The sequence below is a fragment of the Streptomyces sp. NPDC097107 genome (genome assembly GCF_044762405.1).
GTDB classification, from domain to species: domain Bacteria; phylum Actinomycetota; class Actinomycetes; order Streptomycetales; family Streptomycetaceae; genus Streptomyces; species Streptomyces thinghirensis.
On sequence record NZ_JBIWEF010000005.1, the window covers coordinates 135788 to 156534 of the forward strand.

19 protein-coding genes and 2 pseudogenes are annotated in these 20747 nt (G+C 69.8%); 13 read left to right on the forward strand and 8 right to left on the reverse strand.

The genetic code is table 11. The annotated features are described in order from the left end of the window. Positions 1-398: 398 nt before the first annotated feature. Positions 399-695 carry a DUF4193 domain-containing protein gene (locus tag ACIQ1J_RS13335; RefSeq protein WP_003993510.1) on the forward strand — a complete coding sequence of 99 codons (297 nt, stop codon included), beginning with the start codon at positions 399-401 and terminating at the stop codon, positions 693-695. 13 nt (positions 696-708) lie between these two features. Then, positions 709-1647 (forward strand): hypothetical protein, encoded by a 939-nt coding sequence (locus tag ACIQ1J_RS13340; RefSeq protein ID WP_403556841.1) that lies wholly within the window; start codon positions 709-711, stop codon positions 1645-1647. Between the two features lie 12 nt (positions 1648-1659). Here ACIQ1J_RS13340 and ACIQ1J_RS13345 read toward each other — a convergent pair whose 3' ends face one another. Next, entirely contained in the window at positions 1660-2121 is a 462-nt protein-coding gene (locus ACIQ1J_RS13345; RefSeq protein ID WP_403556843.1) for a DUF3093 domain-containing protein, read from the reverse strand. 57 nt (positions 2122-2178) lie between these two features. Here ACIQ1J_RS13345 and ACIQ1J_RS13350 point away from each other — a divergent pair, with 57 nt between their 5' ends. The 8 genes and pseudogenes from ACIQ1J_RS13350 to ACIQ1J_RS13385 all read left to right on the forward strand — a co-directional run bounded on the left by ACIQ1J_RS13350 (position 2179) and on the right by ACIQ1J_RS13385 (position 9324). Continuing rightward, on the forward strand, positions 2179-2763 hold the full coding sequence (locus tag ACIQ1J_RS13350; RefSeq protein ID WP_403556845.1) for a PaaI family thioesterase: 585 nt from the start codon (positions 2179-2181) through the stop codon (positions 2761-2763). After that, a complete protein-coding gene (gene dut / locus ACIQ1J_RS13355) occupies positions 2760-3338 on the forward strand; it encodes a dUTP diphosphatase (RefSeq protein ID WP_210964028.1) in 579 nt (192 codons plus the stop codon). Before ACIQ1J_RS13350 ends, dut begins: the two co-directional genes overlap by 4 nt. A gap of 1 nt (position 3339) precedes the next feature. After that, positions 3340-4092, forward strand: a complete 753-nt coding sequence (locus ACIQ1J_RS13360) for a DUF3710 domain-containing protein (RefSeq protein WP_121749673.1) — start codon at positions 3340-3342, stop codon at positions 4090-4092. Positions 4093-4265: 173 nt separating this feature from the next. Next, positions 4266-4704 (forward strand): annotated as a pseudogene (locus ACIQ1J_RS13365) (hypothetical protein); the annotation flags it as partial. Between the two features lie 44 nt (positions 4705-4748). Continuing rightward, on the forward strand, positions 4749-7298 hold the full coding sequence (locus ACIQ1J_RS13370; protein ID WP_403556848.1) for an ATP-binding protein: 2550 nt from the start codon (positions 4749-4751) through the stop codon (positions 7296-7298). Further along, positions 7295-7978: a response regulator gene (locus ACIQ1J_RS13375; RefSeq protein ID WP_403556850.1), complete on the forward strand. Its 684-nt coding sequence runs from the start codon at positions 7295-7297 to the stop codon at positions 7976-7978. The genes ACIQ1J_RS13370 and ACIQ1J_RS13375 overlap by 4 nt, the downstream gene beginning before the upstream one ends. 113 nt (positions 7979-8091) lie before the next feature. Next, on the forward strand, positions 8092-8490 hold the full coding sequence (locus tag ACIQ1J_RS13380) for an OB-fold nucleic acid binding domain-containing protein (protein WP_073731801.1): 399 nt from the start codon (positions 8092-8094) through the stop codon (positions 8488-8490). 3 nt (positions 8491-8493) lie between these two features. Next, on the forward strand, positions 8494-9324 hold the full coding sequence (locus ACIQ1J_RS13385; protein WP_403556852.1) for a DUF3159 domain-containing protein: 831 nt from the start codon (positions 8494-8496) through the stop codon (positions 9322-9324). Between the two features lie 72 nt (positions 9325-9396). Here the strand turns inward: ACIQ1J_RS13385 and ACIQ1J_RS13390 are convergent, their stop codons facing one another. Both ACIQ1J_RS13390 and ACIQ1J_RS13395 read right to left on the reverse strand, forming a co-directional pair. Next, a complete protein-coding gene (locus ACIQ1J_RS13390; protein WP_121749677.1) occupies positions 9397-10074 on the reverse strand; it encodes a TrkA family potassium uptake protein in 678 nt (225 codons plus the stop codon). Further along, entirely contained in the window at positions 10074-10745 is a 672-nt protein-coding gene (locus ACIQ1J_RS13395; RefSeq protein ID WP_210964025.1) for a TrkA family potassium uptake protein, read from the reverse strand. Before ACIQ1J_RS13395 ends, ACIQ1J_RS13390 begins: the two co-directional genes overlap by 1 nt. A gap of 550 nt (positions 10746-11295) precedes the next feature. Here ACIQ1J_RS13395 and ACIQ1J_RS13400 point away from each other — a divergent pair. Both ACIQ1J_RS13400 and ACIQ1J_RS13405 read left to right on the forward strand, forming a co-directional pair. Then, the gene (locus ACIQ1J_RS13400; protein WP_403556855.1) at positions 11296-13353 is read left to right on the forward strand and encodes an APC family permease; all 2058 of its coding nucleotides are present in this window, start codon (positions 11296-11298) and stop codon (positions 13351-13353) included. Between the two features lie 83 nt (positions 13354-13436). Continuing rightward, the gene (locus tag ACIQ1J_RS13405) at positions 13437-14789 is read left to right on the forward strand and encodes a class I SAM-dependent RNA methyltransferase (protein ID WP_403556857.1); all 1353 of its coding nucleotides are present in this window, start codon (positions 13437-13439) and stop codon (positions 14787-14789) included. A 226-nt stretch (positions 14790-15015) separates the two neighbouring features. On the opposite strand, the gene ACIQ1J_RS13410 is transcribed toward ACIQ1J_RS13405, so the two are convergent. After that, complete coding sequence (locus tag ACIQ1J_RS13410; protein WP_103509394.1) at positions 15016-15324, reverse strand: hypothetical protein; 309 nt, start codon at positions 15322-15324, stop codon at positions 15016-15018. On the opposite strand from ACIQ1J_RS13410, the gene ACIQ1J_RS13415 reads away from it, so the two are divergent. Then, entirely contained in the window at positions 15323-15514 is a 192-nt protein-coding gene (locus tag ACIQ1J_RS13415) for a hypothetical protein (RefSeq protein ID WP_403556859.1), read from the forward strand. The genes ACIQ1J_RS13410 and ACIQ1J_RS13415 overlap by 2 nt on opposite strands. Before the next feature lie 238 nt (positions 15515-15752). Here ACIQ1J_RS13415 and ACIQ1J_RS13420 read toward each other — a convergent pair. The 4 genes and pseudogenes from ACIQ1J_RS13420 to ACIQ1J_RS13435 form a co-directional block, all read right to left on the reverse strand. After that, positions 15753-15944, reverse strand: a pseudogene (locus ACIQ1J_RS13420) (integrase core domain-containing protein); the annotation flags it as partial. Positions 15945-15960: 16 nt separating this feature from the next. Beyond that, complete coding sequence (locus ACIQ1J_RS13425) at positions 15961-17031, reverse strand: IS110 family transposase (protein WP_403556861.1); 1071 nt, start codon at positions 17029-17031, stop codon at positions 15961-15963. 198 nt (positions 17032-17229) lie between these two features. Beyond that, positions 17230-18033 (reverse strand): IS3 family transposase, encoded by an 804-nt coding sequence (locus ACIQ1J_RS13430; RefSeq protein ID WP_403556863.1) that lies wholly within the window; start codon positions 18031-18033, stop codon positions 17230-17232. Between the two features lie 281 nt (positions 18034-18314). Then, positions 18315-20540 (reverse strand): N-acetylmuramoyl-L-alanine amidase, encoded by a 2226-nt coding sequence (locus ACIQ1J_RS13435; protein WP_403557184.1) that lies wholly within the window; start codon positions 20538-20540, stop codon positions 18315-18317. Positions 20541-20747 lie beyond the last annotated feature (207 nt).

The window sequence follows — 20747 nt, forward strand, 5'->3', positions numbered from 1 at the left end:
CCCCGACATCTCACCGAGACCCGAGGATGTTCGCTTTGAGCGGAATTTCCAGGCCACCGGCCCTGGAGTCGCCTGTGTGATCGATCACAGCGGAGGCTTTCCCGCCATTTACTCTCCGTGATCATGCACCCTGTCGGAAAGCCGGGAAAATCCTGGTTTTCAGGGGTCCTGATCACGGGAAGTACACGGTGAGACGCCTTTGAAGTGCGGCATTCGGACCGTGTACGGTCCCCATCGCCATCCAAGCCGATCACTCAAGAGGGGTCCGGTTGGGTGTCGATTGAGTAACAGACCTTGATGTGAGGCAAAATCTCCGCCTCGGGTCGGGCACAAGTCCGGCCTCTCACGCGTTACGTGCGCTGGAGACACCCGCAGACACCCAGAGGGGGAGAGCGACCATGGCAACCGATTACGACACTCCACGCAAGACCGACGACGATGTCGACTCGGACAGCCTCGAAGAGCTGAAGGCGAGGCGGAACGACAAGTCCGCCTCGGCCGTCGACGTCGACGAGTTCGAGGCCGCGGAAGGCCTCGAACTTCCCGGCGCCGACCTCTCGAACGAGGAACTGGCCGTCCGTGTACTTCCGAAGCAGCAGGACGAGTTCACCTGCATGAGCTGCTTCCTGGTGCACCACCGCAGCCAGCTGGCCCGGGAGAAGAACGGCCAGCCGATCTGCCGCGACTGCGACTGAGGCGGGGTCGGCCGTGACTGGCTCGACCCCTCCCTGGAAGCGCCGCTTCCCCAGGCGGGAAGCGGACCAAGGACCGTCCGACGGTCCCTATGGCGTGCGTGACGACGAGCGGGGCCCGACCGATATGGGGACGGCCTCGCTCGACTCAGTGACCGACCGGGGTGACCTCCCGGCGACCGCACCCGCTGCCCGGCGACGGGCGGCGGCGTTCCGGCACAAGGCCGGACAGGGGGTCCGCAACGGCGGTCAGCGCGCCAGGGCCGCCCTGGGGCACCTCGCCGACCGGATCATCGACCTGGCGCCGCGCGTGCCCGTACGGGACCTGGCGACGCTCCGCAGGCAGTTCCCCGGTCTCGGACCCGAGGAGCTCGCCGACCGGCTGGTGGCGGGCGCCGCCAAGGGCACCGCGACCGTCGGAGCGGGCATCGGCGCGGCCGCGATGATGCCCGTACCGCCCGCGATGCCCACGGAACTGGCCGCCGAGATCACCGGCGTCGCGGCGATCGAACTCAAGATGATCGCCGAACTCCATGAGGTCTACGGCGTACGACCGCCCGGCAGCCTCGCCCAGCGCAGCACCGCGTATCTGAACTCCTGGTCGGACGAGCGCGGCGTCGACGTGTCCAAGCCGTCGACGCTCGGTTCGGCCATGAACAGCCACATGAAGCGCCAGCTCCGTCAGCAGATCATGAAGCGGATGGTGCGCAACCTGCCCAACCTGATGCCGTTCATGGTGGGCGCGGCCGTGGGCGCCGTCATGAACCGCCGCGACACCAGAAAGCTGGCCGACAGGATCCGGGCGGACCTGCGCAAGAAGCAGGTGCCGTGGAGCGCCCTCGGCGAACTCCCGGCGCTGGAGGGGCCGCGGGACGCGCTGGACATGGGCGCCCTCACGAAGGGACTCGGCCCGAAAGGGCTCGGCCGCCGCCCCGGAGGGGACGGCGGGCACTGATCCCGCTGGGTGCTAGGCCGCAGCCTTCGCCGCCGTCAGGGCCTCCACCAGCCGCTCCGGCTCGCGGGTCGACAGGTACAGGTACGGAGTCGGGTCCTCCGGATCCGTGACCATCACGCGCACGGCCCTCGGGATGTAGGCGCGCAGCAGCAGGAAGGCGCGGGTGTCGGCCTTGTGGGTGCGCCAGGCGCGGGCCTCTTCCGGATCGAGGATCTCCGCCTCGCCCAGGGCCGAGACCGGCACCTTCGCCTCGCCCGCGATCAGCGAGCCGCCCACGACCCGGATGCGGACCGCGCCGTACGAACTGGCCGCCACCGCCGCCACCGCCGTCCCGCCGGCCAGGCCGCCCAGCATCGGCAGCGTGCCGAAGGGCAGCAAAATCAGGGCGAACGAAAGCCCCACCAGGAAGGAGACCAGCCACCAGGAGCGCGGCGCGGTGAGGCGTTCTTCGTAAGGGGCGGTGGAGAGCTGCATGAACCAAGCTTGGCACGGTAGCGGTGTTCGGCCGACGCGCGGGTAAGGTCTGCGCCTGTGAGTGGTACTTCCCCAGGTCTTCAGCCCCCCGCCGACGCCGTGAAACCCGTACGGCACCCCGACGCGCCCGCCCCCGGCGAACTGCTCGGCGCGCACTACGGCCAGTGTTTCGGCTGCGGTGGCGACCAGCCCCAGGGACTGCACCTCCAGGCACGGGCGGGTGAAGGCGTGTCGATCACCGCAGAGTTCACCGTGCAGCCCGCCCACCAGGGCGCCCCCGGCCTGGCGCACGGCGGCGTGCTGGCCACCGCCCTGGACGAGACCCTCGGTTCGCTGAACTGGCTGCTGCGCACGATCGCGGTGACCGGACGGCTGGAGACGGACTTCCTGCGGCCCGTGCCCGTCGGCACGACGCTGCACCTGGAGGCCGAGGTGACCGCCGTGGCCGGCCGGAAGATCTACTCCACCGCCACCGGACGGATCGGCGGCCCCGACGGGCCCGTGGCCGTCCGCGCCGACGCGCTGTTCATCGAAGTCAAGATCGATCACTTCGTCGACCACGGCCGCGAGGAGGAGATCCGCGCCGCCATGGACGACCCGGACCAGGTCCGCCGCACGCGCGCCTTCGAGGTGAATCCGTGACCCTCCCCGACCCCGGGCACCGGGAGCCGAGGCCGGAACTCGACGTCCTGATCCGCCGCGTCGACCCCGGCGTACCGCTCCCGACGTACGCGCAGCCCGGCGACGCGGGCGCCGATCTGCGCACCACCGTCGACTGCGAACTGAAGCCCGGCGAGCGCGCCGTACTGCCCACGGGCGTGTCTGTTGCGCTTCCGGAGGGGTACGCGGCGTTCGTGCACCCGCGTTCCGGGCTGGCCGCCCGCTGCGGTGTCGCCCTCGTGAATGCCCCAGGGACGATTGATGCCGGGTACCGTGGGGAGATCAAGGTGATCGTGGTGAATCTCGACCCGCGCGAGACCGTGCGGTTCGAGCGCTTCGACCGGATTGCCCAACTGGTCGTCCAGCAGGTCGAGAGGGTCCGCTTCCGCCAGGTCGCGGAGCTTCCCGACTCGGTGCGGGCCGGAGGGGGCTTCGGGTCCACCGGCGGCCACGCCGGGACGGACCGTGCAAGCGGCACAAGCGGTCAGGTCGCCGAGGGCGGCCCGACGGGTGGGAATCGATACGCTTCGGTCGTATCCGACCGGGAAGGACAGTGACGTGTTCGGACGTCGCAAGAAGAGGGATGCCGCCGAGGACGCGGCCGGCGAGACCGAGCAGGTCGTCGACAGCGTCGACACCGAGGCGGACGAAGAGCCCGAGCGCGTGCGGCTCGAGCCCGAACCGCGGCCCGACGGGCCCTGGGACAGCACCGAGGTCCGCGACCCGGCCGAGGGACGGGTGGACCTGGGCGGCCTGTTCGTACCCGGAGTCGAGGGCATGGAGCTGCGCGTGGAGGTCGCGGGCGACGCGATCGTCGCCGCGACCGTCGTGCTGCGCGACAGCGCCATCCAGCTGCAGGGTTTCGCAGCGCCCAAGCGCGAGGGCATCTGGGGCGAGGTGCGCGAGGAGATCGGCTCCGGCATCACCCAGAAGGGCGGCATCATCGACGAGGTCGAGGGCCCGCTGGGCTGGGAGCTGCGTGCCCAGGTCCCGGTGCAGCTGCCGGACGGCACGGGCGGCTTCCAGGTCGTACGGTTCGTCGGTGTGGACGGCCCCCGCTGGTTCCTGCGCGGAGTGATCTCGGGCCAGGGCGCGGTGCAGCCGCAGGCCGCCGGTCTGCTGGAGCAGATCTTCCGGGACACGGTCGTGGTCCGCGGCGACGGCCCGATGGCCCCCCGTGACCCGATCGTCCTCAAGCTGCCGAACGACGCGCAGATGGTCCCCGAGGGCGTGCAGCAGGAGGAGGGCTCCCGCTTCGCCGGCGGTATGGGCCAGCTCCAGCGCGGACCGGAGATCACCGAGGTCCGTTAGGCGAAGTCTCCGTACGGTTTCCGTACGCGCGCGAGCGTCCGCACGCGCGCGTGAGGGGCCGCTCCCCGCCGGGGGCGCGGCCCTTCCGTCATCCCTGGCACGTCGGAGGTCGTAAGGGGCTCGGAGGAGTCCGTCGGACGGGCCGGGAGCCACCCACGTCCGACGATCCGGACCGGACCGTTGAACGGCACAGGGACCGGGAGCGCGTAGAGCTGTTGCTCTCCCCGGTCGGCCTCGCCGACCACGCCGCCCAGCAGCCCGGCGGGCCGTCCGGCGGCTGGGGGTGCCCCCAGGCCGTTCGGGCGCTGGGGGAGGATCACCCGCGCCCGCGCCCGCGCCAACAGCCCCGCCCCGCTCGTGGCCGACGAACCCACCGGTCAGTCGGACGCGGAGACCGGCCACGCCGTGACGGAGTCGCTGCGGGCGGTCGTACGCAGTGAGCGGGCCACCGCCCTGGCCGCCACCCACGACGCCACGCTGCCGGACCTCGCCGGTCGGGTGCTGGAGCTGCGGGACGGGGAGATGGCCGTGACGGCCGCGGACGTCAGAGTTCCGTCAAAGAGCACCCTCATCCCGTACCCCGCCACGATTTGTCGGGATTGCTCGCCGTAAGGTCGACGCTGCGCAGTCAGCGTCGACCGGAAGACAATGAGGCCATGGGACGCGGCAAGCTTCGGATCTACCTCGGCGCGGCGCCGGGCGTCGGCAAGACGTACGCGATGCTGGCCGAGGCGCACCGTCGCACGGAGCGGGGCACCGACTGCGTCGTGGCCTTCGTGGAGCACCACGGCAGGTCGCGCACCGGGGTACTGCTGCACGGCCTGGAGCAGGTGCCGCGCCGGGAGCTGGAGCACCGCGGCGCGCTCTTCACCGAGCTGGACCTGGACGCGGTGCTGGCCCGGGCCCCCAGGGTGGCCCTGGTGGACGAGCTGGCCCACACCAACGTCCCCGGTGCCCGCAACGCCAAGCGGTGGCAGGACGTCGAGGAGCTGCTGGCCGCCGGGATCGACGTGGTCTCGACCATCAACATCCAGCACCTGGAGTCACTCGGCGACGTCGTCGAGTCGATCACCGGGGTGAGACAGCAGGAGACCGTGCCGGACGAGGTGGTGCGGCGCGCGGACCAGATCGAACTGGTCGACATGTCACCGCAGGCACTGCGGCGGCGCATGGCCCACGGCAACATCTACCAGCCGGACAAGGTCGACGCGGCCCTGTCCAACTACTTCCGTCCCGGCAACCTCACCGCCCTGCGCGAGCTCGCTCTGCTGTGGGTGGCGGACCGGGTCGACGAGTACCTGCAGCAGTACCGCAGCGAACACCGCGTGTCGAAGATCTGGGGTTCGCGCGAGCGCATCGTGGTCGGCCTGACCGGCGGCCCCGAGGGCAGGACGCTGATACGGCGGGCCGCGCGCCTCGCGGAGAAGGGCGCCGGCGGCGAGGTGCTGGCCGTGTACATAGCCCGCAGCGACGGGCTGACCTCGGCCTCCCCGAAGGAACTGGCGGTGCAGCGCACCCTGGTGGAGGACCTCGGCGGAACCTTCCACCACGTGCTCGGCGAGGACATACCGGCGGCCCTGCTCGACTTCGCGCGCGGCGTCAACGCCACCCAGATCATCCTCGGCTCCTCGCGCCGCAAGGCCTGGCAGTACGTCTTCGGCCCCGGCGTAGGCGCCACGGTCGCCCGCGAGTCCGGCCCCGACCTGGACGTCCACATCGTGACCCACGGGGAGGTCGCCAAGGGCCGCGGACTGCCGGTGGCCAGGGGAGCGCGGCTCGGCCGCTCCCGGAGCGTCTGGGGCTGGTTCGCGGGCCTCGGCGGGCCGGTGCTGCTGACGCTGCTGCTGAACGCCGTTCACCTCGGGCTCGCCAACGACGTCCTGCTCTACCTGGCGCTGACGGTGGCCGCCGCCCTGCTGGGCGGGCTGTACCCGGCCCTCGCCTCGGCGGCGGTCGGATCCCTCCTGCTGAACTGGTTCTTCACGCCCCCGGTCCACCGGATCACCATCGCCGATCCGAGGAACATACTCGCGCTCGCCATATTCGTGGGCGTCGCGGTCTCCGTGGCCTCGGTCGTCGACGTCGCGGCCCGCCGCACCCACCAGGCCGCCCGGCTGCGCGCCGAGTCCGAAATCCTCTCCTTCCTCGCGGGCAACGTCCTGCGCGGCGAGACCAGCCTGGAGGCCCTCCTGGAGCGGGTCCGCGAGACCTTCGGAATGGAGTCGGCCGCCCTGCTGGAGCGGGAGGGCGACGTGGCGCCCTGGACCTGCGCCGGCCGGGCCGGGGCGGGACCGCCGGTCGAACGCCCCGAGGACGCGGACGTGGACATGCCGGTCGGGGACCACATGGCGCTCGCGCTGTCCGGCCGTGTCCTGCCGGCCGAGGACCGCCGGGTGCTGGCCGCCTTCGCCGCCCAGGCCGCCGTCGTCCTGGACCGGCGGCGCCTGCGCGAGGAGGCCGACCGGGCCCGCACGCTCGCCGAGGGCAACCGCATCCGCACGGCGCTGCTCGCCGCCGTCAGCCACGACCTCCGTACCCCGCTCGCCGGGATCAAGGCGGCGGTCACCAGCCTGCGGTCCGACGACGTGGCGTGGTCGGAGGAGGACGAGGCGGAACTCCTGGAGGGCATCGAGGAGGGCGCCGACCGCCTCGACCACCTCGTCGGCAACCTGCTCGACATGTCCCGTCTCCAGACCGGTACGGTCACGCCGCTGATCCGTGAGATCGACGTCGACGAGGTGGTGCCGATGGCGCTGGGCGGGGTGCCCGAGGGGAGCGCCGAACTGGACATCCCCGAGACGCTGCCCATGGTCGCCGTGGACGCCGGGCTCCTGGAGCGGTCGATGGCCAACCTGGTGGAGAACGCCGTCAAGTACAGCCCCGCCGGCCGCACCGTCCTGGTCGCCGCAAGCGCCCTCGCGGACCGCGTCGAGGTGCGGGTCGTCGACCGGGGGCCGGGGGTGCCGGACGAGGCCAAGGACCGGATCTTCGAGCCCTTCCAGCGCTACGGCGACGCCCCGCGCGGCGCCGGTGTGGGGCTCGGCCTGGCCGTGGCCCGGGGCTTCGCCGAGGCGATGGGCGGCACCCTGAACGCCGAGGACACCCCCGGCGGCGGTCTCACCATGGTGCTCACCCTCCGCGCGGCGGGCTCCCCCGGACCCGCGGCAGCGCGCTCCGCGACAGCAGAAAGGCAGGCCGGCCGATGACCCGGGTGCTCGTGATCGACGACGAACCGCAGATTGTGCGTGCCCTCGTGATCAACCTCAAGGCCCGGCACTACGAGGTCGACGCCGCCCACGACGGTGCCACCGCCCTCCAGCTCGCCGCGGCCCGCCACCCCGACGTCGTGGTGCTGGATCTGGGCCTGCCCGACATGGACGGCGTCGAGGTGATCAGAGGGCTGCGCGGCTGGACCCGGGTGCCGATCCTGGTGCTGTCCGCCCGGCACTCCTCCGACGAGAAGGTCGAGGCGCTGGACGCGGGCGCCGACGACTACGTCACCAAGCCCTTCGGCATGGACGAACTGCTGGCCCGGCTGCGCGCCGCCGTCCGCAGGGCCGAGCCGGTACCGGGCGGTGAGGACGACGTGGTCGTGGACACCGCGGAGTTCACCGTCGACCTGGCCGCGAAGAAGGTGAACCGGGGCGGGAAGGACGTACGGCTCACCCCCACCGAGTGGCATCTGCTGGAGGTGCTGGTGCGCAGCACCGGGCGCCTGGTCAGCCAGAAGCAGCTGTTGCAGGAGGTGTGGGGGCCGTCGTACGGGACGGAGACGAACTACCTCCGGGTCTACATGGCGCAGCTGCGCCGCAAGCTGGAGGCGGACCCGGCGCACCCGCGGCACTTCATCACGGAACCCGGCATGGGGTACCGCTTCGAGAAGTGAGCGGCAGGTGAGCGGCAGGTGAGCGAGGTGCTCGAGGCGAGCCGAAAGTGAGCCTCGCGATACCGGTCCGGAGAGGGTGTCTGGCTGTCGGTGCGCCCCGGTACGCTTCAGATATGAGTGCTGCTCCGCGTTCCGACAAGCCGGTGGGCCGGTTCCGGCGCATGTTCGACCGGCTCTCCTCGTCTCAGGAGGACCTGGAGTCCGAGGAACTGCGCGAGGACGCCGACACCGCCGGCTGTACCCGTATCTGCGACTGTCAGGACCGGCAGATCGTGTCGGTTACTGGTACCTTGCGCACGGTCACCCTGCGACCGCGTGCGGGCGTCCCGGCCCTGGAGGCCGAGCTGTTCGACGGTTCCGCCGCCCTGGACGTGGTGTGGCTGGGCAGACGCTCCATCGTGGGCATAGAGCCGGGGCGCAAGCTCATCGCATCGGGCCGGATCTCGATGAGCCGGGGCCGCCGGGTGCTCTTCAACCCGAAATACGAACTGAGACCCCTCGGACGGGAGTAGCCGGTGACGTCGCTCGACAAGCCGACCGAAGACACCCAAGACACGGAAGCCGACGACGCCCGGGCGGTGACGGAGGCCGCGCTGTTCGAGGCGTTCGGCGGCGTGCGGGGCATGGTCGAGACGGTGCTGCCGGGCCTGCTCTTCGTCACCATCTTCACCCTCAACAACGACCTGCACATGTCCGCGATCGCGGCGCTCGCGGTGTCGCTGGTGCTGGTCGTGGTCCGGCTGGCGATGAAGGACACTGTCAAGCACGCCTTCGGCGGGGTCTTCGGCGTCGCCTTCGGCGTGGTCTTCGCGATGATGACCGACAACGCCAAGAACTTCTATCTGCCGGGCATGCTCTACACCCTGGGCCTGGCGATGGCGTACATCGTCACCTCGCTGGCCGGGGTGCCACTGATCGGCCTGATCCTCGGCCCGGTCTTCAAGGAGAACCTCTCCTGGCGCACCCGCAACCCCGGCCGCAAGAAGGCGTACACCAAGGCCAGCTACGCCTGGGGTCTGATCCTGCTCGGCAAGAGCGCCATCCTCTTCCCGCTGTACTGGTGGGCGGACACCGAGCAGCTCGGCTGGGTCCTGGTCACCCTGAAGATCCCGCCGTTCCTGCTCGCCGTGTGGCTGACCTGGGTGTTCCTGGCGAAGGCGCCGGCCCCCATCGACGTGTTCGCGGAGATGGAGGCGGCGGAGAAGGCCGAGAAGGCCGAGGAGGCCGAGAAGGCCGAGGAGGAAAGGGCGGAGCGCGAGAAGGCGGAACGCGAGGCCCGGGAGGGCGGCGCGGCCGTGGAGCCCGCAGTGGACTCCACTCACAGCGGCCGGCACCGCAAGGGCTGACGTCGTACGACGGTGGGGGTGCCCGGAGATCTCCGGGCACCCCCACCGTCGTACGCGGGCCCTCGGTTGTTTTCAGCGCGCGGCGTCGGTCCGCCGCGCCGACAGCAGGTCCTCCAGCTGCTCCTCGCGGGCCTGAGCCGCCACGAACAGCAGCTCGTCGCCCGCCTCCAGCGAGTCCTCCCGGGAGGGTGTCAGCACCCGGGTGCCGCGAATGATCGTGACCAGCGAGGTGTCCTCGGGCCACTCCACGTCACCGACCTGGATGCCGGCCAGCGCCGACTCCTCCGGCAGCGTCAACTCCACCAGGTTGGCGTCGCCGTGGCTGAAGCGCAGCAGCCGGACCAGGTCGCCGACGCTCACCGCCTCCTCCACCAGGGCGGACATCAGCCGCGGGGTGGAGACGGCGACGTCCACGCCCCAGGACTCGTTGAACAGCCACTCGTTCTTCGGGTTGTTCACCCGGGCGACGACGCGCGGAACGCCGTACTCCGTCTTGGCCAGCAGGGAGACGACCAGGTTGACCTTGTCGTCGCCCGTCGCGGCGATGACGACGTTGCAGCGCTGGAGCGCCGCCTCGTCCAGGGACGTGATCTCGCACGCGTCGGCGAGCAGCCACTCGGCCATCGGGACGCGCTCGACCGAGATGGCGGTCGGCGCCTTGTCGATGAGCAGGACCTCGTGGCCGTTCTCCAGCAGCTCGCCCGCGATCGAGCGGCCGACCGCACCGGCGCCGGCAATGGCGACCCTCATCAGTGACCGCCCTCCTTTTCGGGACCCTGGGCGAACGACGCCTCGACCTTGTGGACCTCGTCGGCGCGCATCATCACGTGCACCAGGTCACCCTCCTGCAACACCGTCTGCGAGGTCGGCAGGATGGCCTCCCCGAGCCGGGTGAGGAACGCCACCCGCACACCGGTCTCCTCCTGGAGCCGGCTGATCTTGTGGCCGACCCAGGACGCCGAGGTGTGCACCTCGGCGAGCTGGACGCCGCCGGTGGGGTCGCGCCACAGCGGCTCGGCGCCCGAGGGAAGCAGCCGGCGCAGCATCTGGTCGGCCGTCCAGCGGACGGTGGCGACCGTGGGGATGCCCAGGCGCTGGTAGACCTCGGCGCGGCGGGGGTCGTAGATACGGGCGGCGACGTTCTCCACGCCGAACATCTCGCGGGCCACCCGGGCGGCGATGATGTTCGAGTTGTCACCGCTGGAGACCGCGGCGAAGGCGCCGGCCTCCTCGACGCCCGCCTCGCGCAGGGTGTCCTGGTCGAAACCGATACCGGTGACCCTGCGGCCGCCGAACGTGGAGCCGAGGCGGCGGAACGCGGTGGGGTCCTGGTCGATCACGGCGACCGTGTGCCCTTGCTGCTCCAGGGTCTGCGCGAGGGCCGAGCCCACGCGCCCGCAGCCCATGATGACGATGTGCATCGCCTCACACCCCGCTTTCTGCGGGCCCGCCGGCCTCTGTGGATGTCCTGCTCATGTCTCTCTTTCGGCTCGCCTGGCGACACGTCGCGGCCAGTGTGCGGGCCGCAGGGGAACATCATGCCGGTGCGCACCGACGATGACGCCTCTCGGGGCCCCGGGAAGCCGGATTCCCCGTCCGGGAAGCCGGGACCCCCTGTCCGCACCCAACGTATCGGCAAGCCTCCAGGGCCCGCAGGGGCCGTCTCACCCCCCGGCCGACGACCCCCGCCGACCGATGCTGCGGATGCTGGCAAGAGTCAGGATCCCGAGGCCGACGAGCGTGGCGGCGCCGCCGATCAGTTCTGCGCTCAGGTGCATGGGACCTCCAGGGGCGGCAACGGCCGGGAAGTGAACGGCAATCGGACGGTGCTTGTCATATAGGCATGCCAACCCGGCGGCCCACGGAATCCGCAGCCGCACCATCCCCCGAATTCACCCGTAGAGCAGACGGCGGGCCGATCGGGGGTGGCGGGTGGGCGGGCGCCCGTTCGAACGCTTACGATCCTCTGTTGTGTCCAAACTGACCGACGTGCCCAAGCGAATCCTCATCGGGCGCGCACTGCGCAGTGACCGGCTGGGGGAGACGCTCCTGCCGAAGCGCATCGCCCTCCCCGTCTTCGCCTCCGACCCGCTCTCCTCCGTGGCGTACGCGCCCGGCGAGGTGCTGCTGGTCCTGTCCATCGCGGGCGTGTCGGCGTATCACTTCAGTCCTTGGATCGCGGTCGCGGTCGTCGTGCTCATGTTCACCGTGGTCGCCTCCTACCGGCAGAACGTGCACGCCTACCCGAGCGGCGGCGGCGACTACGAGGTCGCCAACACCAACCTCGGGCCCAAGGCCGGCCTGACGGTGGCGAGCGCGCTGCTGGTGGACTACGTCCTGACCGTCGCCGTCTCCATCTCCTCCGGCATCGAGAACCTCGGCTCCGCGATCCCCTTCGTCGTCGAGCACAAGGTCCTCTGCGCGGTCGCCGTGATCCTGCTGCTGACACTGATGAACCTGCGCGGGGTCAGGGAGTCGGGCACCCTGTTCGCGATTCCGACCTACGTCTTCGTCGCGGGCGTCTTCATCATGATCGCGTGGGGAGCCTTCCGCGGCCTGGTGCTCGACGACACCATGCGCGCCCCGACGGCGGACTACGAGATCAAACCGGAACACGGCGGCCTGGCCGGCTTCGCCCTGGTCTTCCTCCTCCTGCGCGCCTTCTCCTCCGGCTGCGCCGCCCTGACCGGCGTGGAGGCGATCTCCAACGGCGTCCCGGCCTTCCGCAAGCCCAAGTCGAAGAACGCGGGGAACACCCTCGCGCTGATGGGCCTGCTCGCCGTCACCATGTTCTGCGGCATCATCGCGCTGGCCGCCGCGACCGACGTCCGCATGTCGGAGAACCCGGCCAGCGACCTCTTCCACAACGGCGTCGCGGTCGGCGCGGACTACGTCCAGCACCCGGTGATCTCGCAGGTCGCCGAGGCGGTCTTCGGCGAGGGCAGCTTCCTGTTCGTCGTCCTGGCCGCCGCCACCGCGCTGGTCCTCTTCCTCGCCGCGAACACCGCGTACAACGGCTTCCCGCTGCTCGGCTCGATCCTCGCCCAGGACCGCTACCTGCCGCGCCAGCTGCACACCCGCGGCGACCGCCTGGCCTTCTCGAACGGCATCGTGCTCCTGGCCGGCGCGGCGATGCTCCTGGTCTTCATCTACGGCGCCGACTCGACCCGCCTCATCCAGCTCTACATCGTCGGCGTCTTCGTGTCCTTCACGCTCAGCCAGATCGGCATGGTCCGCCACTGGAACCGCCACCTGGCCACCGAACGGGACCAGGCCAAGCGCCGCCGCATGCACCGCTCCCGCGCGATCAACGCCTTCGGCGCCTTCTTCACCGGACTCGTCCTGGTCGTCGTACTGGCCACGAAGTTCACCCACGGCGCCTGGGTCGCCCTGCTCGGCATGTGCATCTTCTTCGCGACGATGACGGCGATCCGCAAGCACTACGACCGCGTCGCCGAGGAGATCGCCGCCCCCGAGGACCCCGACGAGGCGCAGACCGACGACATCGTGCGCCCCTCCCGCGTCCATTCGGTCGTCCTGATCTCCAAGATCCACCGCCCCACCCTGCGTGCCCTCGCCTACGCCAAGCTCATGCGCTCCGACACCCTGGAGGCGCTCAGCGTCAACGTCGACCCGGCGGAGACCAAGGCGCTGCGCGACGAGTGGGAGCGGCGCGGCATCGCCGTACCGCTGAAGGTGCTGGACTCGCCGTACCGGGAGATCACCCGCCCGGTCATCGAGTACGTCAAGAGCCTGCGCAAGGAGTCCCCGCGCGACGCGGTCTCGGTCATCATCCCCGAGTACGTCGTCGGCCACTGGTACGAGCACCTGCTCCACAACCAGAGCGCCCTGCGCCTCAAGGGGCGGCTGTTGTTCACCCCCGGGGTCATGGTCACCTCCGTCCCTTATCAGCTCCAGTCCTCCGAGGCCGCCAAGCGCCGGGCCCGCAAGCGGCAGGACTGGAACGCGCCCGGCGCGGTCCGTCGCGGTCCGGCCCAGCACGACCGGGCGAAGGAGCCCTCGTCATAGACGTAGACTGGACGGCTGTTGTCCTTTGACGTTCGTCTGCCGGCGTCCGTCTCTCGTCGTCCGTTCTCTGGAGTCACCCCGCCATGCAGGCAGAACCGAAGAAATCGCAGGCGGAGTCCCAGGCGGTCTCGCTGGTGGGCCAGGAGTACGAGGTCGAGATCGGCCCCGTCGCCCACGGCGGCCACTGCATCGCCCGTACGTCCGAGGGGCAGGTACTGTTCGTCCGGCACACGCTGCCCGGCGAGCGCGTCGTGGCCCGGGTCACCGAGGGGGAGGAGGGCGCCCGCTTCCTCCGCGCGGACGCGGTCGAGATCCTGGACGCCTCCAAGGACCGCATCGAGGCACCGTGCCCCTTCGCCGGCCCCGGCCGCTGCGGCGGCTGCGACTGGCAGCACGCCAAGCCGGGCGCCCAGCGCCGCCTGAAGGGCGAGGTCGTCACCGAGCAGCTCAAGCGCCTCGCGGGCCTCACGCCCGAAGAGGCCGGCTGGGACGGCACGGTGATGCCGGCCGAGGGCGACAAGCTGCCCGCCGGCCAGGTCCCGTCGTGGCGCACGCGCGTGCAGTACGCCGTGGACGCCGAGGGCAACGCGGGCCTGCGCAAGCACCGCTCGCACGAGGTGGAACCGATCGACCACTGCATGATCGCCGCCGAGGGCGTCAGCGAGCTGGGCATCGAGCAGCGCGACTGGACCGGCATGGAGTCGGTCGAGGCGATCGCCGCGAGCGGCTCGCAGGACCGGCAGGTCATCCTGACTCCCCGCCCGGGTGCGAGGCTCCCCCTCGTCGAACTGGACCGCCCGGTCTCCGTCATGCGCGTCGACGAGAAGGACGGCGGCGTCCACCGCGTCCACGGCCGCCCCTTCGTCCGCGAGCGCGCGGACGACCGCACCTACCGGGTGGGCAGCGGCGGCTTCTGGCAGGTCCACCCCAAGGCCGCCGACACCCTCGTCCTCGCGGTCATGCAGGGCCTGCTTCCCCGCAAGGGCGACATGGCCCTCGACCTCTACTGCGGCGTGGGCCTCTTCGCGGGCGCCCTGGCCGACCGCGTCGGCGACAAGGGCGCGGTCCTCGGCATCGAGTCCGGCAAGCGCGCCGTCGAGGACGCCCGGCACAACCTCGCAGCCTTCGACCGCGTCCGCATCGAGCAGGGCAAGGTCGAGTCCGTTCTGCCGCGTACGGGCATCGACGAGGTCGACCTCATCGTCCTCGACCCGCCGCGCGCGGGAGCGGGGCGGAAGACGGTCGAGCACCTGTCGTCGCTGGGGGCACGGAGGATCGCGTACGTGGCGTGCGATCCCGCTGCGCTGGCCCGGGATCTGGGGTACTTCCGGGACGGGGGGTATCGGGTGCGGATGTTGCGGGTGTTCGATCTGTTTCCGATGACGCACCATGTGGAGTGCGTCGCGATCCTTGAGCCCGCCGCAAAGGGCGTCTGACCTGCGGTTTCGCCGAGCGTGCGTTATGTGCGGTGTGGGCGTTACGGGCGATATCTTGACGCATATTCGACGCACGTTGGGCCCTTCTGGCGCACGTTTGACGCACGTTCTGATGAGGTGTCAGATGCCCGTTTCTGCAGGTGACGGTGTGGCGAGTGCGGCTTGAGGGGGCTCCCTCTTTACCGCCTCTTGGTGAACCGGTGCTCGATATGGCCTGATTTCAGGCTCAGTAGGAACGGGGTCCGTAAGGGCTCCAGTGGCCGAGGAAAGGCTTGAGGTCGTCGCCGCTGGGCTTGGGTGGGGTGGGCAGCTTCGGCGCTGCGGCGGACTCGGTGAGGTGCTGGAGCCGGGCGTCCGTGAAGGCGAGCCACGCCTCGATCTCTGTCCTTTCCTGTCCGGGTGGCAGCGATGTGGCGTGGTCGCGTACTGCTGTGACGTATTCGGTCAGGCGCTTGGTCTGGTGCCAGGCGTCTGCTTGTTCTTCGAGGTGCTTGACGCGATAGGCGTAGGCGTATGCGGTGCGCGCTTCCTCCATGGCGGTTTCCCAGCGCCTCTGCTGGGCTTCCCTGGTCTGCAAGGCGTTTGTGTTCTGCGGCTTTGCCGCGGAGGTCGACTTCTTGTGCGATTTCGGCGAGTTGGTCTTCCAGTGGCCGGTCGGGGACATCGGCCCATTCGCTCGCACGGTGCGGGCTGCCGCCGCGGAGGATGAAGCGCACGCGGTTTGAGGGGGTGTAGTCGAAGCGGGCGATGCGCATCCATGAGTGCATCTTGGCGTCGGCGAGTTCCTTGTCGGTAGGGATGTGTTCGCTGCGGTCTTGTTCTTGAAGGACGAGGAATCCGACGCTTTCGCCTTGGGCGGTGATGGTGAAGTGCGGTGGTGCGCTGCGGCGACGGTGGGGTGGGGGAGTGAACCGTTCCGGGTTCGGTAGAGACTTCAGCTTGTGGTTGTGACTGGGGTTTCGTGGCCGCGAGGTAGTAGTTGGTCTCGTGTTCGGCGGGTGGAATGTGCCCTATTTCACCGTGGAGCCGGCGGTGGCAGTACCAGTCGACCCATTCCGCGGTGGCCAGCTCAACCTGGGAGAGCGTCCTCCAGGGTCGCCCCGGTTTGATCAGCTCGGTCTTGAACAGGCCGATCGTGGACTCCATGAGGGCGTTGACGCTCCTATAGTTGTCAACTCGCTGTGGGGAGGGCCCGTGGTGCGGGTCGGATCAGGTGGTAGACCTCGCGGATGACGTAGCGTTTGAGGCAACGGATGATCTCGCGTTTCGTCTTGCCCTCGGCGGTGCGGCGGGTGACGTAGTCGATCGTCGGTTGGTGGAATCGCATGCGGACGATGACGGTCCGGTAGATCGCGGCGTTGAGCTGGCGGTGGCCGCCGTGGTTGATGCGGTGCCTGCCGCTGGTCATGCCGGAGCCGGTGGGCACAGGAGCGATGCCCGCAAGCTTGGCGAGGGCGGCTTCGGACTTGATGCGTTCAGGGTTGTCGCCGACCACGACGAGGATCTCCGCGGCGGTGTCCACACCGATGCCGAATGGTTCGAGTAATTGCGGGGCGGCGCGGCGGACCAGCTCAGCGATCATCTTCGTCAGTTCCTTGGCCTCGGCGTCGAGGTACTGCCACCGCTTGGCCAGTGTTCGAAGGGCGTGACGCAGTGCGTCCTCTGGGCCCTCCAGCTGTCGAGGACGCAGGCCCGCCAGGTGCCGGGCCAGAGCGATTTGAGTTTTGCCCGCGGTCTCGTTGCGCAAGGGATCAGGAGCGTGGACAAGCATCGCTTTCATGGTGACCATCGCCGCTGAGCGCTGTTCGACGGCCTGGTCATGGGCGATCTTGAGCTGCCGGATCATCTCGGCTTCACCGTCGGCGCTCTTGGGCGTGGCCGTCGCGAACCCGGCCAGGACGGCTCGGGCGGCGTTCTCGGCGTCCAGGGTGTCGGACTTGCCGTTCATCCGTCGCAGCCGCCGGTCCGGGCGGCCGGCCTCGACCACCTTGTGCCCGGCCCGTCGAAGGAGCGAGGCCGGGGTGGCGCCGTAGGAGCCGGTGCCCTCGTTTCCGAAGGCCAGAATCCTGCCGTATGAGCCTGCCCAGTCCATGAGTTGCTGAAATCCACCGGTGTCGGTGGGGATCGTCAAGGTCGCCCGGATCCCGCCGATTGTGTCCATCACTGCAGCGACGTGCACATGCTTGTGTGTGTCGACGCCGATCACGACGTGCCCGGAACTGTGCCGCTCGTTGTTATCCACCGCGTTCCCTTCGGCCGGTAGCGTGGGGTGCACGCTGTCGCCGGCCGGAGGGACAGGACTGTCACGGGGACGCTTCGACGAGTTGGCTCCAGGCTCCTATGAGGTCACGTCCGTCCGGCGGCAGCGCTTGTTGCGTGCCCGGCCGGACGGTCGACAGATCAACGCCAGGACACCCGTGGGGTCGGTCGTAAGCAAGAGTCAGACCGTCACGGCCGGGACTACCCGATCCTTGCGAGATCCGGTACGAACAGACTGACAGTCGTAGCAGGATCCGGTCCGGCCCATGCTTTGGCGCAGGTTCAAGCCCTGTATGCGGCGGCGGAGTTCGTCCGAGGTGTATTCGCTGCCGCGGTCCGAGTGCGCGATGCAGCCGGGCTGGAGGTTGCCTCGGCTTGCGGCCATGGTGAGTGCGTCGACGACCAGTGAGGCCCGGTGGTGGTCGGACATCGCGTAGCCGACGACCTCGCGGGTGGCCAGGTCCAGCCAGGTCGCCAGGTAGAGCCAGCCCTGTTCGGTGGGGATGAAGGTGATGTCGCCGACCAGCTCTACTCCGGGCGCCGGAGCGGTGAAGTCGCGGCCGATCAGGTCCGGGGCCGGCACCGCCCGTTTCGCGGGCCTGGTGAGCGACCGGCGCCTGCGGCGCGTGACGCCGGTGATGCCCCGCTCCCGCATGACGCGCTCCACCCGCTTGCGGTTGACCTGGCGTCCGCGGCGGGCCAGCTCCGCGTGGATGCGCGGGGACCCGTAGGTGTGCTTCGAGGCGACGTGCAGCACGGTGATCTCGTGGGCCAGCGCGTCGTCGGCCTCCTGGCGGCGACGGCGGGCAACCTCGCCCTCAGCCCACGCATAGAAGGAGGACCGGGCTCGGCACAGGAAAGCGACGCCGAAGGTGGCCTTCTCCGCCTCGATGAACCGGTGGACATCGGTCATCGATCGCTCTCCTTCGCGAAGAAGACCGCCGCTTTTCGGAACCTCACGTCCCAGTCTCCAGGTGTCCAACATCAAGGGGAGGCTTCAGGGGCCTCCGCAGCTTTCGCCGGCGTGCTCGGCGCGCCGGTGAGGGTGGCGGCTGACCCGAGAACCCCTTCGACAGCGCAACCAGGGAGAGGAAGCTAACGCGCTCACCATCGCGCCCGAGGCCGATCTGCGGACGATACGCGGCGGCGCGCAGAGTGAGCACCATAGTGAAGCCGCCGCCAGAGGCGTCCCCGCGGGCGAATCCTCAGCCTCTCTGATGGAGCTGACAGCCGGGTGCTGCACGAGGCGCCCGGCCCAGCTTGTGTCTACTTGATGTAGACGAGCCCGTCGGTGGTGATGGCCGGGCGGCCGGTCGTGCCGACGACGACGATCTTGACGGTGTGCTTGGTGCTGCTGCTCCAGGTCTTGGTCCAGAGGGCGTCTCGGTATTTGATGGTGGAGGATTTGAGGTCGATGGTGGCGACTTTGGTGCCGTCGACGTAGATGTACGCCTGGCCGGAGGTGGAAGCGCGGGAGACGACCCATGCTGCTGAGCGGCCGGTGAACGTCCATGTCAGTGAGGCGTTCTTGGATGAGCTGGAGTACGACTTGCCGCCCAGGTAGCTGGAGGACGACTTTGTCGTCCAGGTGCCGTACTTGATGGCTGCGGTCTCCTGGAGGATGACCGGTGTGGCGGTGACCGAGGCCGAGGCGGTGTTGCCCGCGTAGTCGTAGGCCGCCATGCTCCAGGTCCTGGCTGTGCCGGACGGGGCGGTGTGCGAGGCGCTGGCTGTGGTCGGTCCGTAGGTCTTGGCCACCGGTGCGGTCAGCCGGACTTCCTTGAGCGCGGCACTGTCGGCGGCCTTCCAGCTCAGCGTCATGGGCACTGCTGTGGTGTTCACGGTGCCGGTGCGCAGGGCCAGGGCGGGCTTGGCGGTGAAGGAGGGAGTGGTCGTCTCCGCGATCACGGTCGCGGCTGAGCTGGTCGATGTCCTGCCGGAGAGGTGAGTGGCGCGGACGGCCACGGTGTGGGTGCCGATGGCGAGTTTCGCTTTTGCCGAGGTGGCCGTGCCCGCGGTGGTCGCGACGGGCTTGCCGTCGATGAGCAGTTCGTTCTGCTTGATCAGCGCGGTCGGGGTGGTGGCCGACCAGTTCACGGTGATGTCGGCCTTGGTGTAGTACTTCGTCCCGGACAGGCCGGCGCCGGTGACGGACTTGACCGAGAGCCCTGAGATCGGCCCCGCGGCCCAGGTGCGGATGGTGGGGAGCTGGCTGTAGAACGCGTTACCCGGGCACTGGGTGTTGTACCCGTCGCGGTGGCCGTGGATGACAGGGAAGGACAGCTGGGCGCCCTTGGTCCAGCTCTTGCGGAAGTAGTTGGTGCCTGCGTCTCCGGCGGTCAGTGTGGTGGTGCCGGCGGGGTTCACGCCGTACTGGCCGAGTTTCCAGGCGGCGATCCGCGCGACGGAGGTCATCGCGGCCTGGGAGGGGGCGGCGTCGGTGTAGGTACCGAGGACGGAGATGCCCGTGGTTTCGGCGTTGTAGCCGTAGGCGTGGGCGCCCTGGACCGGCTGGTCCACCCCGCCCTTGCGGCCTTCGTAGATGGTGCCGCATTTGTCGACGAGGAAGTTGTAGCCGACGTCTTTCCAGCCCAGTTGCTTGACGTGGTAGGCGTAGATGCCCCGGACCACCGCCGGCGCCTGCTCGCAGGTGTAGGTGTTGGACTCGGCGGTGTGGTGCACCACTACCGCTTTGATCTTGCCTCCGGGTAGATATCCCGGTGCCTCCGGGCTGATCGACTCATCCGCCCCCCAGCCGGCGCGCGACGTGATGGGAGGGCGCGGACTGCTGCTCGACGGGGCCGTCGGGGCGGTTGCGGTCGGGCTCGCACTCTCCGTCATGGACGCAGTGGGGGAGAGGCTCGACTCGGTGGGTGGCGTGGTGGGTTCGGCCGGCTGCTCGCTAACGGGCGGCTGGACGGGCGGCTCCTGGCTGGAGGACGTCTCCGGCTCCGCCGTGACATCCGGTTCCGGACCGGCGGAGTCCGCTGCGGAGGGCGTCGGCTCCCCGCTCTCCTCCACGGCGAACGCGGCGGGCTTCATGACGCTCGCACCGCCGGGACCGGGATCGACCATGTCCAGGCGCAGTCCTCGGGGCAGTCCGGCGGATGTCTGTCCGCCTGCGTTCACCCGTGCCTCGACCGCGTCGGAGGGGCCGACCCACGCCGGCTCGGTGCCGCCCCGGGCCGCGCCGTTCTCCCCCTGACCGCTGTTACCGTCCAGCCGAAGCCACTGTGACCACTGCCCGGTCTTCGTGTCGCGGGTACGGACCTCGACCTTGCCCGTGATGTGCGCGCCCGGGTCCGTCCACGTCATGCCCAGCATGCTGAACGGCTTCGCCTCATGACGGCCCAGAGAAGCGGTACCCCCGTCCTGGCTGGTCAGCAACTCCTGGGCATACGCCTTGGCTGTGACCGGCTCCTGCTTCGCGTCCGCGTCGGCAGGCCCGTCCGCGCTGCCGGTCACCCCCTGAAAGATCAGCACTCCGGTCAACCCGGTCACCACGGCCGCAGCCGTGCCCCATATCCGATGCCGCTTCACGCAGCCCCACCCCTCGCTCCGTCACCCTGCCCAGCAGGGTCCACACCGGTGTCCCCGGACGCACCGGCTCGCCAGAAGATACCCCGGCAGCTACCAGCATCCCCACATCAAGAGAGAAGTGCAGGTGTCATTCAGCAAAATCCGGGTAGGCGACAAGGT